This is a genomic window from Archangium sp., from assembly GCF_057119385.1.
Genome location: NZ_DBNGVP010000212.1, coordinates 42,691 through 61,122 on the forward strand (window position 1 = coordinate 42,691; position 18,432 = coordinate 61,122).

Consider the following 18,432-nt stretch of genomic DNA (forward strand, 5'->3'; position numbering starts at 1 on the left):
CGCGTATGGAATATCCGCGCATCCGCCGTTAGGCTTTGCATGACAATTTTTGGAAGGAGTTGCGTGCATGCTGAGCCGGCGCCGTTTCCTCCTCACCAGTGCGCTCGCCACGGGGGCGGGTGCTGTTCCGATGCCGAAGGCCGCCCCCTTCCATTCGAAGGACTGGGGCGCCGTGCGGAAGCAGTTCGACCTCGACCCGGATTACATCCACCTGGGTCTCTTCTTCCTCGCCTCGCATCCGCGCCCCGTGCGCGAGGCCATCGCCACCTACCGCCAGCAGCTCGAGGCCAACCCGCTCCAGACCGTGGAGCGGCTGGTGTTCGGCGGGCCCGAGGAGTACGTCCCCACCCAGGTGTGCAAGGCCATTGCCTCGTACATCGGCGGGAGCGCGGATGACATCGCGCTGACGCAGAACACCACCACCGGCCTCGCCGTCATCTACCAGGGCCTGCCCCTGAAGCCCGGAGATGAGATTCTCACCACCACCCATGACCACTTCGTGCACCACGAGGCCATCCGCCTCGCGGCCGAGCGCAGTGGCGCGACATGGCGCAAGGTCCCGCTCTTCGACGCGTACGACCGTATTTCCGCCGACGGCATGGTCGAGCGTCTGTGCAAGGCCATCCGCCCGGAGACCCGCGTGGTGGGCGTGACGTGGGTGCACTCGAGCAGCGGGCTCAAGCTGCCGCTCCGGCGCATCGCCGAGGCCCTCGCGGTGGTGAACCGTGAGCGCTCCCCGGAGCGCCGCGTCTTCTTCGTCGTCGATGGGGTCCATGGTCTGGGCGTGGAGTCGCCGGACATCGTGGCCATGGGGATGGATGCGTTCTCGGCGGGGACGCACAAGTGGATCTTCGGCCCGCGCGGCACCGGCTTCGTCTGGGCCCGCCCCGAGGTGTGGTCCGTCATGCGGCCCCTCATGCCCAGCACCTCGTCCGCCGAGCTGTTCTTCGCCTGGGCCGGTGAAAAGCCCCCCGATATGCCCGCTCGCGCCACCTGGTTCTCCCCCGGCGGATTCCAGGCGTTCGAGCACTACTGGGCCGTTCCCACCGCCTTCGAGTTCCATCGGGCCATCGGCCCCGCTCGCATCACCGAGCGCATCCATGCGTTGAATGCGCAGATGCGCGAGGGCCTGGCGAAGATGCCTCACGTCACCCTGTACACGCCTCGCTCGAAGGAGCTCTCCTCCGGCATGGTCTGCTTCGACGTGAAGGGAATGACGTCGCAGCAGGTGGTGCAGCGGCTCGCGGAACGGAACAGGATTCTCGCCTCCACCACGCCCTACGCCGTGCCCTTCGCGCGCGTGTCCTTCGGCATCCAGAACACCGTGGACGAGGTGGAGAAGACGCTCGCCGCCATCCGCTCCATGGCGTGAGTGGCCGGGCGGGCGTTATTGATGCGAGAACACCGGATTGGCCACGAGGTGCGGCGTCATGGGCTCAACCCGGGGTCCGTGGCACCCTCACCCCGTCCCTCTCCCGGAGGGCGAGGGGAATGGGGCGAAGTGGGAGGATTGGGGGCGCTTGGCTTCAGCTCCAGTCCGAGTGGACGAAGCCCGCTTCGGGCTTGTCCCGGCGCTGGTAGGTGTGTGCTCCGAAGGCGTCGCGCTGCGCCTGCGTCAGGTTCTGCGGCAGCTCCGCGCTCCGGTAGCTGTCGAAGTACGCCAGGCTCGCGCTGAACACCGGCGCCGGGATTCCCAGCCGCGCCGCTACCCCCACCGTGCGCCTCCACGCCGGCGCCATCTTCCCCAACACCGGCGCCAGGCTGTCCGCCAGCATCAGGTTCGACAGGTCCGGCTTCTTCTCGAAGGCCTCGCGCAACGGCGTGAGCAGCTTCGCGCGGATGATGCACCCCGCCCGCCAGATGCGCGCCATCTCCGCCAACGACACGTTCCACTTGTACTCGTTCGACGCCGCCTGGATGAGCCGCATCCCCTGCGCGTACGTCACCACCCTCGCCGCGTACAGCGCGTCATGCACCCACGCCGCCAGGTTCGTCTTCTCCTCCGCCGACAGGCCCTCGCCCCGCGGGCCCGGCAGCACGCGGCTCGCCGCCACGCGCTCGTCCTTCATCGAGGACAGGTTGCGCGCGTCCAGCGCCCCCGCGATCGACGGCACCGGCACCCCCAGGTCCAGCGACACCTGCACCGTCCACTTCCCCGTGCCCTTCTGGCCCGCCTTGTCCAACACCAGGTCCACCAGCGGCTTGCCCGTCTCCCCATCCTTCTTGCGCAGCACCTTGACCGTCGTCTCCAACAGGAAGGACTCGGCGATGCCCTCGTTCCACTTCGCGAAGAGGTCCGCCAGCTGCTCCGCCGGGAGTCCCAGCCCCCGGCGTAGGAGGTCGTACGTCTCCGCCAGCAGCTGCATGTCCGCGTACTCGATGCCGTTGTGCACCATCTTCACGAAGTGCCCCGCTCCATCCGGGCCCACGTGCGTGACGCACATCCCCGCCTCGCTCTTCGCCGCGATCGCCTCCAGCACCGGGCGCACCAGCGCGTACGCCTCGGCCGGGCCTCCCGGCATGATCGACGGGCCGTACCTCGCTCCCTCCTCTCCGCCCGACACCCCCACCCCCATGAAGTGCAGCCCCTTCGCCTTCCACGCCTCCTCGCGCTTGCGCGTGTCGTGGAACCAGGAGTTGCCACAGTCCAACACCACGTCCCCCGGCTGCAGCAGCGGCTCCAGCTTCTCCATCATCGAGTCCACCGCCGCCCCCGCCGTCACCATCAGCATGATGCGGCGCGGCCTCTCCAGCCCCGCCACGAAGTCCTCCAGCCTCGCGTGGCCCTTCAGGCTCTCGGGCGCTCCCTTCGTGCGCAACTCGTCGAAGCGCTCGGGATGCCGGTCCCACACCGCCACCCGGTACCCGTGGTCCGCCACGTTGAGCGCCAGGCTCTGCCCCATCACTCCCATCCCCGCCACTCCGAACTGCGCGTGTGCTGTGGTCATTGCGTTGACTCCTGTGCCCGCCGTGCGCTCACGGCGTCCAACCCTGGATTCTCGAACTGTTACTCCTGGCCCGCCGCTCCCCGGTCCATCATCCACTGCGCGTGCTCCACCTTCGCCGCCGGCAGGTCCTCGCCCGCCAGCACCCGGCGCACCATGTCCTGCTTGCCCGCCCCACTCACCAGCCCCAACACCTTCCTCGCCGAGCGCAGCACCGGCAGCGTCAGCGTCATCCTCCACGGCGGCGGCTTGGGGCCCACCACCGCCAGCACCCGCTGCTCCGTCTCCTTCAACGCCTCGTGCCCCGGGAAGAGCGACGCCGTGTGCCCGTCCTCCCCCATCCCCAGCACCACCACGTCCAGCACCGGCGGCAACCGCTGTGCGTAGTCGCGCGCCGCCTGCTCCCGGTCCGCCCGCTCTCCCTGCATCCGGAAGATTTGATGCGGCGGCACCCCCAGCGGCTTGAAGAGCGCCTCCTCCGCCAGCAGGTAGTTGCTCTCCGGGTGGTCCGGCGGCACGAAGCGCTCGTCCACGAAGTAGAAGTCCACCCGCTCCCACGGCACGTCCCGCTTCGCCAGCTCCCGGTACACCGGCCCCGGCGTGCTCCCGCCCGACAGCGCGAGGCTCGCCCGCTGCCCTCCCGCCACCGCCTCCACCAGCTGCCGCGCCACCCAGTCCGCCCCCGCCCTCCCCAGCTCCTCCTTCTCCACCACGATGGGCGCCGGCCTCATCCCTTCAGCTCCATCCACCGCCGCCCGTCCCGCCCCAGCAGCGCCGACGCCGCGTCCGGCCCCGCGCTCCCCGGCTCGTACGTGTGCAGCTCCCCGCCCTTGCCCGAGTCCAACGACTCGATGATGGGCGTCACCCACCCCCACGCCTGCTCCACGCTGTCCTGCCGCGCGAAGAGCGTCGTGTTGCCCCGCATGCAGTCCAACATCAGCCGCTCGTACGCCTCCGGCACCGGCTTGTGGAAGCTGTTGGAGTAGTCGAAGTCCATGGTGACTCCGGCGATGTTGATGTCCTCGCCCGGCACCTTCGACTCGAAGCTCAACGCAATCCCCTCGCGCGGCTGGATGCGCAGCGTGAGCACGTTGGGCTGCAACCGCTGGCACGTGTCGCTCGTGTTGAAGAGGCAGTGCGGCACGGACTTGTAGTGGATGGACACCTCCGTCACCCGCTTGCTCAGGCTCTTGCCCGCGCGCACGTAGAAGGGCACCCCCTGCCAACGCCACGTGTCCACGTATGTCTTCAGCGCCACGTACGTGGGCGTCCTCGAGTCCTTGGCCACCCCCTGCTCCTCCCGGTAGCCCCGGTACTGCCCCTGCACCACGTACTTCTGCACCTCGCTGCCCACCATGGGCCGCAGCGCGCGGAACACCTTGTTCTTCTCGTCCCGGATGTCCTCCGCCGCGAACGACACCGGCGGCTCCATCGCGCACAGCGCCAGCACCTGCAACAGGTGGTTCTGCACCATGTCCCGGATGACGCCCGTCTCGTCGTAGAAGCGCCCCCGCCCCTCCACCCCAATCTTCTCCGCCGCCGTTATCTCCACGTGGTCGATGTGCTGCCGGTTCCACAGCGGCTCGAAGATGGCGTTGGCGAAGCGGAAGACGAGGATGTTCTGCACCGTCTCCTTGCCCAGGTAATGGTCGATGCGGAAGATCTGCTTCTCGTCCAGCACCGCCGCCAGCGCCCGGTTGAGCTCCTTCGCCGTGGCCAGGTCCCTGCCGAAGGGCTTCTCGATGACGAGCCGCCTCCAGGGCCGCTTCACCTCGGCGTTCTCCCGGTACAACAGCCCGGAGCCGGACAGGCCCTCCAGCAGCGCGGGGAACGTGGAGGCCGGCGTGGCCAGGTAGTAGAGCTGGTTGCCCTGCGTCCCGAAGCGCTCGGCGATGCGGTCCAGGTGCTCGCGCAGGCGCTGGTAGGAGGCCGGGTCGTCATAGGCCCCCGTCATCATCTCCAGCTTCGAGGCGAGCCGCTCCCACGTGGCCTCGTCCAGCGGCTGCGTGCGGGCGAACTTCTTCAGCCCCTCCTTCACCTGCGCGCGGAACTGCTCCAGGTTGTGCTCCGAGCGGCTGAAGGCCACCACCGCGAACTGGTCGGGCAGGTTCCCCTGCCGCGCCAGCTCGAAGAGCGCCGGGAAGAGCTTGCGCTGCGCCAGGTCTCCCGTGGCTCCGAAGAGCACCATGAGGCAGGGGTCCGGCCTGCCCGCTCGCAGCAGTGGATCTCCCTCGCGGGGATGGGTCTCGATGTGTACGCCCTGCTCGTCCATGTCGCCCTCCGGAACGCGGATGCGGGGGAACATATGCGCTCGGCTCCTCGCGGGTGCATCAATCCTTCGTCACATGCCCCCTCCCAGCCGGCCGGGCCCGCCGTCCGGTGCCGGATGGGGGAGGGGCAACCGTTGGCCGGATGACGTGCCCGGCTCCCTTGTGCGGAGGGGGGACTGGGAGGGCGCGGGGGCTGGCACGGTACATTTCCAGACCCTTCCCCCCGGAGGCCTCGGGACCTCCGCTCCGAGAGTGTCGCCATGTATGAGTCCTCCCTTGCCCGGCAGGTGCTCGAGACCGTGCTCCAACAGGCCGTGTTCCACCGGGCCTCGCGCATCCGCGTGGTGCGTGGCTGGGTGGCGGAGACGGAGTCCCTGTCCCCCGAGCGGCTGTCCTCCCAGTTCGCCACCCACGCCCGGGGCACCCGCGCCGAGGGGGCCCGGCTCCTGCTGAACCTCATCCACGTGGAGGCGCGCTGCCGCACGTGCGGCCGCACCTACGCCCCCGAGCACCACCAGCTGCGCTGCCCCGTGTGTGGCAGCGGCGACGGCGAGCAGCTCGGACAGACGGGCCTGGCCGTCACCGCCATCGAGGTGGACTGAGCTTCCCACCGGGCTTCCCCTCCGGCTTCTCTAAAGACGTCCTGTGAAACAGGCCCTACCCGGTGCGTCCGGGGCCGCCACCCACCGGTCGGGTAACCTCACCGGCAGAGGTGGATAATGGATGCACGATGAGATGGCGGAGTGGGCGGTGGGCGGGCGCGTGGCCGGCTTCACCCTCGAGGGGAAGATCGCCACCGGCAGCTTCGGCACCGTCTTCAAGGCCTCCCGGGATGGGCGCCGCTTCGCCGTGAAGCTGGTGCGCATGGGCCCCCGGGGCGAGCGCGAGGTGGATGCGCTGCGCCGGGCCCAGTTCCCCAATGTCGTCAGCTTCCTGGGCTACAGCCTCTGGCCGGAGGACGCGCCGCGCTTCCTCGTGCTGGCCCTGGAGCTGGTGGAGGGCCGCCCACTGGACGTGTGGGTCCGCGAGGAGAACCCGTCCGCGCTCGAGCTGCTGGAGCGGGTGCTGCTGCCGCTGGCGGGCACCCTGGCGGACGTGCACGCCGCGGGCGTGGTGCACCGGGACGTGAAGGAAGCCAACATCGTCATGCGCGAGGCGGATGGGCAGCCGGTGCTGGTGGACTTCGGCGCCGCCGCGTACGAGGGCGCCCGGCGCCTGACGATGCAGCTGCCGCCCGGCACCCCGGAGTACCGCAGCCCCGAGGCGCTGCGCTTCGCGAAGCAGTGGGAGGGCGAGCCCTATCCCTTCGGCCCGGCGGATGACCTGTGGGCGCTGGGGGTGATGCTCTACTGGCTCCTCACGCGCGAGCTGCCCTTCGGCGACAGGAAGAACCCGGGCCTGGTGCGCGTCATCCTCGAGGAGACGCCCCCGGCCCCGCGGGTGCTCAACCCGCGCGTGCCCCCGGCGCTGGGCGCGCTGTGTCTGCGCATGCTGGAGAAGGCGCCCGAGGCCCGCTACCCGGACGCCGTGGCGCTCGAGGAAGCGCTGGAGGAAGCGCTGGAGGCCGCGGCGGCCCAGGCCGATGACTCCTGGCGCGCGCCGCTGTTTCCCGCGCTGGAGAAGCGCTCCGAGCCCACCCGTCCGGTGGAACGGCGGTGGCGATGGGCCGTGGGGCTCGGGCTCGGCGCCGCCGTGCTGGGGGGCGTCCTGTGGGCGGCCTCCGGGAGTCCCAAGGCCACCCAGCGTCCCGCGTCCACCCTGCCTCTCCCGTCTCAGCAGGCTGTCCCACGCCAGGAAGTCGCGTCCGCTCACTCGACGGGAGACGTTGGCCAGGGCGCGGCTTCCGAGGCGTCACCCACTCCCACGTCCGTCGCCCGTGCGACGAAACGAAGCGAGGAACCCGCCATGAAGAAATCCCAGACGACCCGCTCCCTGCTCGCCGCCGGCTGCCTCGCTGGCTCCGGCTGTGCGAGCGGCCCGCCGCAGCGCCCGCCTCCCGCACCGGCCGAGTGCCCGCCCGGCGCCGCCGCCACCCGCGAGCGGTTCCAGATTCCCGCGGGAGAGGAGCAGCCCACCATCTTCCCCGCCTTCTGGAGCACCCGGATCGCCGTCATCCGCGAGGGCGAGGTCACCGTCGAGATGCTGGGCACCTGGGGAAAGCTGCCGGAGCACACCCGCTTCCGGGGCCAGGCCATCTTCGGGAAGGGGCGGGTCTATGGCCGCTTCAGCGAGGCCCTCCTGCCGGGAGGGGAGATCGTGCCCGTCTGCCTGGAGTGGGTGTCCACCTCGGGCGTTGGCTGGGAGATGGAACCGGGGAGTACGGCGAAGGAAGCGCGCATCTGGTGGGATCCGCGCGTCATGTCCGTGTTCAGCTTCCGCTAGTCCCCGCGCTGGAGGCCGTCTTCCGTGCTCCCATCCCCGCCCTGGTCCCTCCTGACACTGCTGTCCCTTCAAGGCGCCGCCGTCGTGGAGCCACGCCCGGTGGCCCGCTGCGAGGACGTCCAGCGCATCGAGCTGGCACTCGAGCCCACCGCCGCGGCCCGGGAGATCTGTGTCAGTCCGGGGCTCACGACGAGCCTGCACTTCGACGCTCCCGCCAGCGTGGAGCTGCAGGACGAGGTGCACTTCGAGGAGGTGGTGCGTGACCGCAAGCTGCTCACGGTGATGCCCCCCCCGGAGATGAGCGCGGGGGAGCGGTTGCGGCTCACGGTCCGCTTCGAGGGAGAACCGGCCTCGAGTGGCATCACGTTGATGCTGGTGGGCCATTCGGGACAGGCGACGCATCAGGTGGAGGTGTCGCGCGACGCGCGCACCCGGGAGTCGCTCCGGCGGGAATTGCTCCAGGAGCGTGCCAGGACGGCGCAACTGCGCGAAGCACTGGCGCGAACCCAGGCCCTGCTCGAGCAGTCAGGGGGACTGCGGAGCCTCATCGCGAGCAAGACGGTGGGGCGCAGCGGAGTCCAGGCCCAGATGCTCAAACTGGACTTGCCCGGGCCGCCGGAAGGGGGACTCTCCTGGGGGAGTGGGAACAGCTACCGTTCCAACAAGAGCGTGGCGGCGGAGGTGTGGCTGCTCAACTCCGGGCCGGAGCCGTGGCGGGTGGCCGGAGGCTCGCTGGTGGACGCGCGGGGCGTGGAGATGAAGGGGTTGAAGTTCCGGCAGGACGAAGACATCGAACCCGGCCAGCTCAAGCCCGTCATCGTGGAGGTGGATGCGTCCTACGCGCAGGCTCGCGGTGAGTTGACGCTGACGCTGTGGGACGAGCGGGGCCGCACCATTACGTTGCCCAAGGTCACCTTCCCGTAGACGGGGTTCCGGGACGGGCATGGTTCCCCAATGGCTATTGAATCCTCCACATCCCCGCGCTTCTTCGTTTTGAAGCATGAAAGAGGGGGGAGTCACGACGTCGACTTCACCAGCAGCGACAACAATGTAGGCGAAGCATCGAGATGCCCGCAGTGTGGAGACTTCATCGGCTCGCTGCCGTGGTTGCCACCCTACCGCGGTACATTGGAACTTTACGGAAAGGACCCTGGCGATTTCGTCAGGGGCGTCGGTGATGAAGTCCTCATCAGCGAGCGTCTGGTTGACGCCTTTCGTGCGGAGGGGCTCACTGGCTTGCGAGGTTGCCATCCAGTGGAAGTGCTGCGAGTACGCAGGCAGCGCCGTGGCCCCAAGACACCCACGACACCCAGGTACTTCGTGGTCACTCCCGTCTTTGGCAGTGCGGCAGTAGACGAACACCGCAGCCGTATCCGGCGCTCCTCGCCCATCACTTGTCACTGGTGCCGTGAGACTGGAGTGGACTCCATCCACGGGGTGGTTCTCGAGCAGGGCAGCTGGAATGGCGATGACATTTTTACCGCCCGCGGTCTGTCCGGCACCATCGTCGTCTCCGAGCGCTTCGCGGACTTCGTGGCCCGGCATGGCTTCACCAACATGAAGCTGACGCCCACGGAGCAGTACACGTGGGATCCCCTGCGGCGCGGCCCGCCGTCCCCGGTGACCGGCGGACAGGCTTGAGACGCTCCACTGGGCACCGCGGCAACGGAGGGTACGCACCGCGTCCGGCTCACCAGGTGCCGACGCCCAGGTGCAGCCCGCCGCGGGCCTCTATTTCCTCCAGCAGCGCGGAGCCGCCGAGCGCCAGGCCATAGGCGGGCATGGACTCGGTGACGAGCCGGCCGTCGTCGCGGGCGAGGTACGTCACCGGGGCGGCGAGGCGGGAGAAGCCAGAGGCGCGCAGCAGCTTCTCCGCGGCGCGGTTGAGGAGGAATGCGAGGGCGAGCTCCACGCCGCGCTCGGCGAGCAGTGCCAGCACGCGCTGGGTGAGGAGCGTGCCCAGTCCCCGCCGCTGGTGCTCGGGCGCCACGGCGATGCCCAGGCCCGCCACCTTCACCATGCGGCCGCCCAGCATCACCTCGCGGAAGGTGACGGTGCGGAAGCCCGCGAGCGCTCCGCCCCGCCGCACCGTCACCACCAGGTCCGGCCGCGTGTCGTAGTAGTAGCGGCCCCGCACCGAGTCCTCTCCCGGGAAGCAGCGGGCCACCAGCGCGCACAGCTCCGCCTCCAGCCCGGGCGGCAGCTCCCGGGTGTCGTGCACCTCGAGCGACGCGTCCCCGCTCGCGGCGGGCCGGGCCCTCCCGCGCGCCTTCACCGTCTCGTTGTAGAGCACCACCTTGTGCAGCTCCACGGTGCCGCCGAAGACGGAGAGGCACAGCAAGTCGCGCAGCATCCCCTCGGCGCCCTCGCCCCGGCGCAGGCCCTTGCCCCCGAGAATGCGGATGAGGCCCTGGGCCGCGTCCACCGCCGTCTCCACGCCGTGCAGCTTGATGATGGAGAGGGTGCCGAACACGTCCTCGCCCCGCGCGAGCGCGCCGAGCGTCGAGTCCAGCAGCGCCTCCAGCGTCTCCTCGGCCACGCGCATGCGCACCAGCCGCTCTTGAATGTACTGGTGGCGCCCCAGGGGCTCGCCGAAGGTGCGGCGCGACTGCGCGTGGGCCATTCCCCGCTCCAGGCAGCGGCGCACCGCCGCGAGGTACAGCACGCCGGTGAGCAGCCGCTCCTCGGTGAAGGTGGCGCGGAACAGGCGCACGCCGTCCCCCAGCTCGCCGAGCCGTGCGTCCTCGGGCAGCACCACCCGGCGGGCGATGAGGTTGCCGGTGGCGGAGGTGGCCAGGCCCGTGAGGTCCGTCACCGGGCGCAGGTGCACGCCCGGCCACGCCGTCTCCACCAGGAAGAGGTTCACCGCGTGGGCCGGAGGCACGCCGCCCAGCCGCGCGGAGACGATGGCCAGGTCCGCCGGCCCCACGTTGGTGATGCTGCACTTGCGCGCGTCCAGCTGCGGGCCCTCGGGCGTGGGCACCACGCGCGCGCGCAGGGCGAGGATGTCCGTGCCCGCGCGCGGCTCGGTGTTGGCCACCGCGCCCACCCACTCGCCGGACAGCAGCCGGGGCAGGTGCCGTGCGTGCTGGGCCTCCGTGCCGGCCCGGGCCAGCAGCCGCACGCAGACGAGGTGCGTGAGCAGCGAGGTGGCAAGCCCGAGGTCTCCCGAGCCCGCCGCGAAGCCCGCGAGCGCATGCACCGCGCCTGGCAGCCCCTCGCCCCCCATGGAGGGTTCCAGGGCCCCGCGGAACATGCCCGCCTCGCCGAGCCACCGGAACGCCGCGCGATCGAAACCCGGGGCCGCCGCCGCGCCCTTGCGCCGCTGACGGCCCTGCTTCGTGCGCTCGGTGCGGTAGTGCTCACCCAGGGTTCGGAACCGCTCGTGAAGCGCGCTCCTCATACCGGCCTCCTGTCGAGGCCGATTCTACACCCGGGCGGTGCCCTGGCCGGAGGCCCCAGGGCGTCAGGCCTTCGCCAGCGCCTGCTCCAGGCGAGCGGCCTCCTGCCGCACCTCGTCCGTCTCGGGCAGGGGCAGGGCCAGCACCTTCTTCACCTGCTCGCGCGCCTTGGCCTGCTGTCCCGCCCGCGCGAAGGCCAGGGCGAGGTTGAGCTGGGGCTCGGGCTGCTGGGGGGCTCGCCGGACGGCCTCCTCCAGCACGGTGAGGGCGCGGGTGAGGTGTTGCGGCTCGTCCTCCTCGGACATGCGCAGCAGCAGCTGGCCGAGGTTGTTGGCGGCGCGCCAGCCGTCCGGCGCCAGGCCCATGCCCGCCTCGTAGGCCGCCACCGCCTTGTCGTACGCGGGCGGCTCCTCCGCCTCGTAGCAGGTGGCCTCCGCCATCTTCAGGGCCTCGGTGGCCAGGCCCAGCGAGTCCATGGTGCGGCACAGGTGCAGCACCTGCGGGTACTGGCCGCGCGCCAGCATGAGCTGCGCCAGGTTGGCCTGCGCGTCCGGGTCCCTGGGCCGGCTCGCCGCCAGCGCCGAGGCCGCCTTGTACGAGGCGTTCACGTCGCGCAGCGCCATGCTCAGCACGGTGAGGGAGCCGAGCAGGCGCGGGTGGCGGGGAATCTCCTTGAGGCCCTGCTCCAGCACGCGCCTGGCCCCCGGCAGATCATCCCGCGACGCGAGCGCGTGCGACAGGCCGAGGTACGCGGGCAGGAAGCGGGGGTGCTGCGAGAGCACCTGCCGCAGCGTGGCGAGCCCCTCCGCGTCCTTGCCCGCCTCCAGCTGCACCTGCCCCAGCCGGTAGCGGTAGACGGAGTTGTCCGGAGCGAGCTGCGCGGCCTTGGCGAGCGACTCCAGCGCCTGCTCCGCCTTGTCCTGCTTGATGAGCATCATCCCGCGGCCGAAGTGGGCCTCGGCGCGCTTGGGCTCCTTGGCCATCACCTGCTGGTAGGCCTTGAGGGCCACGTCCAGCTGGCCCTTCTGGGCGGCGACCGTCGCGCGCAGCAGCAGGGTGTCCCCGGTGGGGCCCTGGGCCTCGGCCTTGGCGATGAGCTCCTCGCCCTGGGGCAGATTGCCCTGCAACAGGGCCAGCTTGGCCAGGACGACGAGGGCGTCCCGGTTCGCCGGCTGGCGGGCGAGCACCTTCTTCGCCTCCGCATGGGCCTGGGCCAGCTGCCCCGCCGCGAGGAGCTTCTCGAGAGGATTCATGGTGGGTGAGTGTCCCCCAGGGCCCGGGGGCTGTCGAGCGTGGGCTGGAAACGCGAAGGGCCCCGCCGAAGCGAGGCCCCTGGGAACAGCGGTCAGCGCGAGGAACTACCAGGAGGTGACGAAGTCCTTCACGCCCTCGGCGGCGTCCTTGATGCCACCGCCGATGTCCTTCACGGTGTCCACGGCCTTGCCCACGTCCAGCTCCACGCCGAACTCCACGCTGCCGCCGATGCCCAGCGCGGCGCCCACGTCGAAGTTGGCCGACAGCTTGCCGTCCTGCAGGCCCACGTTGGCCTCGAACTCGGCGCCGATACCGGCGAAGGCCTCCGCGCCCACCGTGGCGGAGGCGGGACCGACCTGCTGCGTCACCTCGGCGCTGGCGCGGGCCCCGGCGAACGCCTCGCCGCCCACGTTGGCCGCCACGTCACCGTGGAGCGGATCCACCACCACCTGGCCCTGCACGCTGGCCTCGGCGCCCACGTTGCCCTGCGCCTGCCACGTGGTCTTCCCCACGGGGCTGTCCACGTGGCCCTCGACGGAGCCGCGCACCAGGTCCGCCTTGGCCTCGGCGCCGCCGGACGCAATCACCTTGCCGTTGGCGGGGTCGAACGCCACCGAGCCGTTGGCGCTGGCGCCGGCCGTGAGGGCCTGGCCCTCCACCGTGTTGTGGAAGGAGCCGTTCACGTCACCCGAGGTGTGCGAGCCCTGGAAGGCCGCCCACTCCTTGCCCACGTTGCCGGAGACCAGCTCCTGCTCGTAGCCGCTCGTCTCCAGCGTCTTCTGGATGGACGTCTGGCCGGGGCTGTGGGTCTGCGTGGTGCTGGTGGTGCGGCGCTGGCCGTCGATCAGCCCCTGCTCGTGCGGGTTGAGCGTCTCGCCACGCTTCTGCCTGGCGACGGCGGCGTCGAGCTCCGCCTGGCGCTGCGGGTTGTTGTCCGCGCGGAAGTCCCGCTGCACCTCGCGGTACGCCTGATTGCGCTCCGCACCGGGCTCGGCGCGGGTCTGCGACACGGGGCGGTAGCGGTTGAACTCAGCGGAACGCGAGATCGAGGTCATGGCGGGGGCTCCGGGGGATTCTGGCGAGTGCGGCGTTGAAGGGGTTATCGGCGGGGCCTAAAAGAAGTTTCCTGGAGACTTATTTTCCGTGGATCTTCCCGGGGCTATTCCGGGTCCTCCCCAGGGATTCCGGGCACATAGCGCCCCGGGGCCAGGATTCCGGCGGGATCAACGGCCCGCTTCAGCCGCCGCAGGAGCGCGAGCGAGTCATCCCCCGTGGGCAGGGAGTCCTCCGCGGACTGGAGGCCCAGCCGGGTGGGGTAGTAGCCGGCGGTGGTCAGTTCGCGTGCCAGCGCCCGGTAGCAGGCCAGGGCGCGCTCGTCCTCGCCGCGCTTGTCGCGATCAAAGGCGAGGGCCACCACGAGGTACAGGCAGCGGGCGGAGTGGGCGAGCAGTGCCAGGTTGGGCTCGAAGCCGAACATGCGCGGGAGGCGGTCCGCGATGGCCACGGCGCGCCAGGCCTCCTCGCCGGTGAAGGGCAGGGCCACCGAGCACCAGATGAAGCCGCAGCGGTCCCGGTCCGGGTGGGGCTCGTCCGGCCTGGGCGTGCGCTTGCGCCAGTAAGTCATGGACAGGTTGATGTCCGTGGGGACGCCCTGGAAGGGGCTTTCTCCGTCCACGGGGGGAGGCGAGAGGCGCAGCGGACGCGGCAGTCCCTCGAGCGCGGCGGCCAGCCTCCGCTCCAGCACCGCGCCCATGTCCACGTCCGGAGCGTGGAGGGCCCCGCTGATGGCCCAGCGGCCGAAGCCCTCGCGGAACTGGTCCAGGAGGAAGGCGGGCAGGGGCGTGCGCCCACGGGTGGCGGCATACGGGTACTGCTGCGCGATGCTGAGCGCCTTGATGTCGTTCCAGAAGAAGAAGCTGCTGCGCAGCGTGCCGTCCAGCGCGAGCTCCTGGAGCCTGTCCAGCCGCTCGAAGAGCTGCGCGTCCTCGTCCACGGAGATGAAGAACTCGCGCAGGTAGGGCTGTTTGCGCGCGAGCCAGAACGTCATGCGCGTCACCACGCCCAGCGAGGACTGGCTGAAGAGCCCGTCCAGCGAGGGGCCCACGCCCCAGCGGAACACGGGGGCGGCCCGGGCGCCCGGGAAGCGCGCCAGCCCCGTCTCCACCCGCTCGCCCGTGGGAAGCACCACCTCCAGGGCACACACGTGTTGGAAGATGTCCGCGTGTGGCCCGCGCCCGTCCCCGCGCTCGAGCGCGTTGCCCACCATGCTCGCGTCCGGAGAGCCGCCAATGGAGGTGATGAAGGTCCGCGAGCCCTGGGCCCGCAGCCACGCATGGGCCTGGCGGAAGGTGACGCCGGGCTCCACGGTGAGGTACGCGAGCTTCTCGTCGTGGGCGAGGATGCGGTTCATCCGGCCCAGCTCCATCAACACGCTGCCGTCCCGGGGCGGCACGCGCGAGCCGTAGCCCCAGTTGCGTCCGGTGCTCACCGGGTAGACGGGGACGCGGTGCTCCTGGGCGATGCGCAGACAGGCCTGGACCTCGGCGGTGCTCGCCGGGCGGAGGATGGCGGGGATGCGCTGGGTGGTGGCGAAGGTGGCCGTCTCCGCGGCCGCGAGCGCCTCCGGCTCGGTGACGACGTGCTCTTCGCCCAGCGCGGAGCGCCATGCGGCCAGGGCGGACTCCCGCGCGCTCATGGGCGCCTCCCGGACGGAGAGGGGAACGAGGGCGGGGGGCCTGGCTTCCGGTGATGGGCTCTCACGTGCCCCAGTATGCCAGACGCTGCGAGAGGGGCCGCATGGGCTACGAGTGCGTCGCGGTGTCTCCGCGTCATTGATACAAGGGCAGGGGATGAACAGACTCCTCCCGCTCCGTTCCCTGCTGTCGCTGTTGCTCTCCGCGCTCCTGCTGGCCGCGTGCGCCACGGCTTCACCCGCGGTGCGTGAGCGGGAGCGCGCGGAGCAGGGCGCCACGGTTTCCCCACCAGGCCCCCAACTCCTCGCTCCGTGACCGCCGAGGATGGAGACACGAACGCATGAAGTTCTATCGACTCGAGCGAGACCCTTCGCCGCGCTACACGGGTTATCTGAACGCCGCGCACAGGTTGGGGTTACCCGGTCTGGAGCCCTGCCCGACATGCAGATGCGGAGGGGCGGGGGCGGGCCTCGAATACCCGTGCGTGGACCTGTCCAGCCTGCCACCGCACGAGTTGAAGAAGCTGTCCGATCCCTGGCCCGTTCCACTCGAGGAGATCAAGCGGCTGCGGGAGGTGGTGCGCCCGTTGGTCCCCAAGGACGCGATGCTGGAGCCAGGAACACTGTTCGGGCCCCTGGAAGGCACCGGGGTGGGCTACTTCGGCCAGCTGGACCTGTATATGCCCTGGGCGCTGTGTCTGCGCCGTGAGGCGTTGGAGCGCTTGCGGGAAGCGGGCGTGCGGGGTTTGCAGGGGTGCCCCACTCGCATCCGCTTCCGCACCAAACATGCCCCCACGTTGCTCGAGATGCAGATGGAACTGCATGGCCAGCTCCACCCCGACTGCCTGCCGCCAGACCTCCGGCCCCCATGCCCCACCTGCGGGAATGACTTCCTCACCTGTCCGGACCCCATCATCCTCGACGCCGCCTCGCTTCCCCCGGAGCCCGACCTCTTCCGTTTGAGGCAGGGGGCGACGCTCATCGTCGCCAATGAGCGCTTCGTGGAGACGGTGCGGCGCCTGGAACTGGATGGGGTGATCTTCCAGGAGCTGGAGGTCCGCTGACGCGTGCGGCTCAGTTCACGGTGAACTCGCGCGACGTGCCGCTGTAGGCGCGGATGAGCCCGTCCCAGCCGGACTTCCAGTCGCCGTCATGGCGGATGCGGTAGGTGCCCGGCACCGTGTCCGCCGGAATCGTCCACTCGGTGGTGACGTGCGAGCAGCCGAAGGTGGGAGCGCAGTCGTAGCGCTGCCAGCGGTACTTCGTCTCCCAGTCCCAGTCGTTGGCCACCGTCACCCACGAGGTGCCCGACTTGCGCTGCACCTGCAGGAAGCTGCCCTGGCGGCGGAGGTTGTTCTTCGGGTGGCCACCCCAGAACTTCACGCTCACCGTCTGGCCCCGCGTGTAGCTGGCGAGCGCGTTCGTCACCACGCTGCCGAAGCTCACCAGCAGCGGCTTGTCGTCGTACACCACGCCCGTCTGCACCGTGGACTGGTTGTTGCGCAGGTCTCTCGGCGTGGGGCCCGTGGCTACCGTGGCGCCCGTGCGCAGGGCCACCGCCAGCTTGTCCACCTCCTGCTGCACCGCCGCGAGCGTCCACGGGCCGAAGTGCGTGGAGGCGCCCTCGTAGTCCTGCTTCGCGTACTCCTCGCGCGTGGCCAGGTAGCCCGCGTAGGCGTTGGACAGGCCGGCGATGAGCACCTGGTCCACCCCCACGGAGGACAGCTGCGCGAGCACCTGCTGCCGCACCCGCCGCCCCGCCATGGTGGTGGGCTCGAAGGGCAGCCCCACCAGCGCCACGTTGCCCAGCCGCACCACCTGCAACGGCAGCACCTCGGGCGTCCACGGGTAGGGCGTCAGGGTGCCCATCTCCAGGACGATGGGCTTCTCCCCCTGGCACGGCGTGGCGGAGAGGGCGCAGTTGAAGACGCTCCACGCGTCGTCGAGGCTCTCGCAGGTGGAGCCCTCGTAGCCGTAGCCCGGGCCGTCCTCGGCGCCCGCCAGCATGGAGTCGCCAATGGCCGCCTCGCAGGTGGTGCGCCACACGCCATCCGTGTACGCGGGCGCCACCTGCACCGAGTCCATCGCCACGTACGCGTGCCGGAAGTCCACCCCGCCCGTCAGCGGCGCCGAGGCCGTGTCATAGAGCGTCTTCGCCAGGTTGTACTGCTTGCGCGCGGAGAGCTCCGTGCTCTCGAAGTCGTTGGCGCCGCCGCCGTTGGTGCCACCGTAGATGTTGGGCGTCACGTCGCCCTCGTTGCTCTGCGCGAAGGCCGCCACGAAGGTGCGCTGCGCGGTGTAGCTCGTCCCCTTGAGCTTCTCGAAGAGGTAGGAGGCGTAGCCCTTGTTGTCGCCGCTGATGAGCAGGTTGTCGTTGCCCATGGACGTGGCGTGCACGGCGAACCAGTTGATGAGGCCCACCTCGCTCCCGTCATCCCCTCGCAGCCGCAGCAGCGTCATGCGCTTGTCCGTGTCGTAGCTGTACTGCGCACGCTCGGTGGCCGGGTTGCGCAGGTAGGCCTCGGGGGAGCGGTTGATGCTCGCGTCGAGCAGGTCTCCGGAGGCGACGCGGATGGTGCCGGGCGCCAGGTTGTCGTGGGCGCGGACGATGGACTGGAAGATGCCGTCCACGATGGCGTCGAAGCCCTGCTTGTCGTAGCCGAGGATGGTGAGGTTGTAGAGCGCGTAGTGCGAGTGCCCACCGGGCCCCGAGTGCGTGTGCGTGGCGCTCAGCAGCACGTTGTCGTCCGTGTAGAGGGTGCCGTACCGGGCGCGCAGCTTCTCCACCACCTGCTGCCGCACACCCTGGAAGACCTGGCCCAGGTCCGCGCTCACGAACACCGCGCGCTTGCCGTTGCAGGGCGAGGCGATGACGAAGGCGCGCGAGCGCAGGCGCTGGTGGATGCCCGCCGTCTTCTGGTCCACCATGGCGTAGCCCATCATGCCGATCTCCGCCGCCGGGCCGGTGATGTCATGGATGCCCGCGCCAATCTGGAAGCTCTGGTTGGCCGAGCACGGGTCGGCGAGCGCGGCGCTCCGCGTGGAGAGGGAGTCCTCGTCCGGTGACTGCGTGTCGCAGGCACCCAGGGCGAGCGCGAGCACCACGGCTGCCAGCAGGCGGGGGGATGTGAAGAGACGTCGTTGCATGGGGGGCTCCTGTGTTGGGATTCGGAGATTGTCGGCGGGAGTCTGCCCCGGTTGCCGCCCTCTTCGATTGGTGCGGTGCGTCGAAGGGGAGGGTTTTGTCCGCGACAATGAAGCCGCCTCCGGCCCGCGAGCGCTGGCCGCTCATCGGCCACATCTCCGCGGACTTCTACGGCGAGGGCTCCAGCGGCGGTGACTTCCGCCTCTCCGGCAACCTGCTCGTGACGCCGGTGCGCTCCGTCACGTTCGGCGCGGAGCTGCTCTTCGGGCGGCGGGAGAACGAGGACTGCGCCGGGGACACCGCCGTGCGGCTCATCTTCTCCACCCGCGTCTTCTACTGAGCC

16 protein-coding genes are annotated in these 18,432 nt (G+C 70.4%); 8 read left to right on the forward strand and 8 right to left on the reverse strand.

What is annotated here, in order from left to right:
* The first annotated feature begins 67 nt into the window (after positions 1-67).
* Positions 68-1,372: an aminotransferase class V-fold PLP-dependent enzyme gene (locus tag AC16DP_RS48245; RefSeq protein WP_329728842.1), complete on the forward strand. Its 1,305-nt coding sequence runs from the start codon at positions 68-70 to the stop codon at positions 1,370-1,372.
* Positions 1,373-1,526: 154 nt separating this feature from the next.
* Here AC16DP_RS48245 and gndA read toward each other — a convergent pair whose 3' ends face one another.
* Genes gndA through zwf form a run of 3 tightly spaced genes read right to left on the reverse strand, consistent with a single transcriptional unit; the run spans position 1,527 to position 5,217 of the window.
* Complete coding sequence (gene gndA / locus AC16DP_RS48250; protein WP_329728843.1) at positions 1,527-2,948, reverse strand: NADP-dependent phosphogluconate dehydrogenase; 1,422 nt, start codon at positions 2,946-2,948, stop codon at positions 1,527-1,529.
* 59 nt (positions 2,949-3,007) lie between these two features.
* Positions 3,008-3,676, reverse strand: coding sequence for a 6-phosphogluconolactonase (gene pgl / locus AC16DP_RS48255; protein WP_329728844.1), 669 nt, complete (start codon positions 3,674-3,676; stop codon positions 3,008-3,010).
* Positions 3,673-5,217: a glucose-6-phosphate dehydrogenase gene (gene zwf, locus AC16DP_RS48260; RefSeq protein ID WP_329728920.1), complete on the reverse strand. Its 1,545-nt coding sequence runs from the start codon at positions 5,215-5,217 to the stop codon at positions 3,673-3,675. Before zwf ends, pgl begins: the two co-directional genes overlap by 4 nt.
* Before the next feature lie 258 nt (positions 5,218-5,475).
* Between zwf and AC16DP_RS48265 the strand changes: the two genes are divergently transcribed.
* From AC16DP_RS48265 to AC16DP_RS48280, 4 genes are all read left to right on the forward strand, one after another.
* Positions 5,476-5,817 (forward strand): hydrogenase maturation nickel metallochaperone HypA/HybF, encoded by a 342-nt coding sequence (locus AC16DP_RS48265; RefSeq protein ID WP_329728845.1) that lies wholly within the window; start codon positions 5,476-5,478, stop codon positions 5,815-5,817.
* A gap of 121 nt (positions 5,818-5,938) precedes the next feature.
* Complete coding sequence (locus tag AC16DP_RS48270; protein WP_329728846.1) at positions 5,939-7,597, forward strand: serine/threonine-protein kinase; 1,659 nt, start codon at positions 5,939-5,941, stop codon at positions 7,595-7,597.
* A 24-nt stretch (positions 7,598-7,621) separates the two neighbouring features.
* Complete coding sequence (locus AC16DP_RS48275; RefSeq protein ID WP_329728847.1) at positions 7,622-8,521, forward strand: DUF2381 family protein; 900 nt, start codon at positions 7,622-7,624, stop codon at positions 8,519-8,521.
* A gap of 495 nt (positions 8,522-9,016) precedes the next feature.
* Complete coding sequence (locus tag AC16DP_RS48280; protein ID WP_329728848.1) at positions 9,017-9,238, forward strand: hypothetical protein; 222 nt, start codon at positions 9,017-9,019, stop codon at positions 9,236-9,238.
* A 49-nt stretch (positions 9,239-9,287) separates the two neighbouring features.
* Here AC16DP_RS48280 and AC16DP_RS48285 read toward each other — a convergent pair whose 3' ends face one another.
* From AC16DP_RS48285 to AC16DP_RS48300, 4 genes are all read right to left on the reverse strand, one after another.
* The gene (locus AC16DP_RS48285) at positions 9,288-11,000 is read right to left on the reverse strand and encodes a GNAT family N-acetyltransferase (RefSeq protein WP_329728849.1); all 1,713 of its coding nucleotides are present in this window, start codon (positions 10,998-11,000) and stop codon (positions 9,288-9,290) included.
* A 63-nt stretch (positions 11,001-11,063) separates the two neighbouring features.
* The gene (locus AC16DP_RS48290; protein WP_329728850.1) at positions 11,064-12,251 is read right to left on the reverse strand and encodes a tetratricopeptide repeat protein; all 1,188 of its coding nucleotides are present in this window, start codon (positions 12,249-12,251) and stop codon (positions 11,064-11,066) included.
* Positions 12,252-12,356: 105 nt separating this feature from the next.
* Positions 12,357-13,307, reverse strand: a complete 951-nt coding sequence (locus AC16DP_RS48295) for a hypothetical protein (RefSeq protein ID WP_329728851.1) — start codon at positions 13,305-13,307, stop codon at positions 12,357-12,359.
* 104 nt (positions 13,308-13,411) lie between these two features.
* On the reverse strand, positions 13,412-14,947 hold the full coding sequence (locus tag AC16DP_RS48300) for an FAD-binding oxidoreductase (RefSeq protein ID WP_329728852.1): 1,536 nt from the start codon (positions 14,945-14,947) through the stop codon (positions 13,412-13,414).
* A gap of 154 nt (positions 14,948-15,101) precedes the next feature.
* On the opposite strand from AC16DP_RS48300, the gene AC16DP_RS48305 reads away from it, so the two are divergent.
* Both AC16DP_RS48305 and sitI6 read left to right on the forward strand, forming a co-directional pair.
* Positions 15,102-15,260 (forward strand): hypothetical protein, encoded by a 159-nt coding sequence (locus tag AC16DP_RS48305; protein ID WP_329728853.1) that lies wholly within the window; start codon positions 15,102-15,104, stop codon positions 15,258-15,260.
* Between the two features lie 25 nt (positions 15,261-15,285).
* Positions 15,286-16,008: a SitI6 family double-CXXCG motif immunity protein gene (gene sitI6 / locus AC16DP_RS48310; RefSeq protein WP_329728854.1), complete on the forward strand. Its 723-nt coding sequence runs from the start codon at positions 15,286-15,288 to the stop codon at positions 16,006-16,008.
* Positions 16,009-16,018: 10 nt separating this feature from the next.
* Here the strand turns inward: sitI6 and AC16DP_RS48315 are convergent, their stop codons facing one another.
* Positions 16,019-18,091 carry a neutral/alkaline ceramidase gene (locus tag AC16DP_RS48315; protein ID WP_329728855.1) on the reverse strand — a complete coding sequence of 691 codons (2,073 nt, stop codon included), beginning with the start codon at positions 18,089-18,091 and terminating at the stop codon, positions 16,019-16,021.
* Positions 18,092-18,186: 95 nt separating this feature from the next.
* Here AC16DP_RS48315 and AC16DP_RS48320 point away from each other — a divergent pair, with 95 nt between their 5' ends.
* The gene (locus tag AC16DP_RS48320; RefSeq protein WP_329728856.1) at positions 18,187-18,429 is read left to right on the forward strand and encodes a hypothetical protein; all 243 of its coding nucleotides are present in this window, start codon (positions 18,187-18,189) and stop codon (positions 18,427-18,429) included.
* The last annotated feature ends 3 nt before the right edge of the window (positions 18,430-18,432 follow it).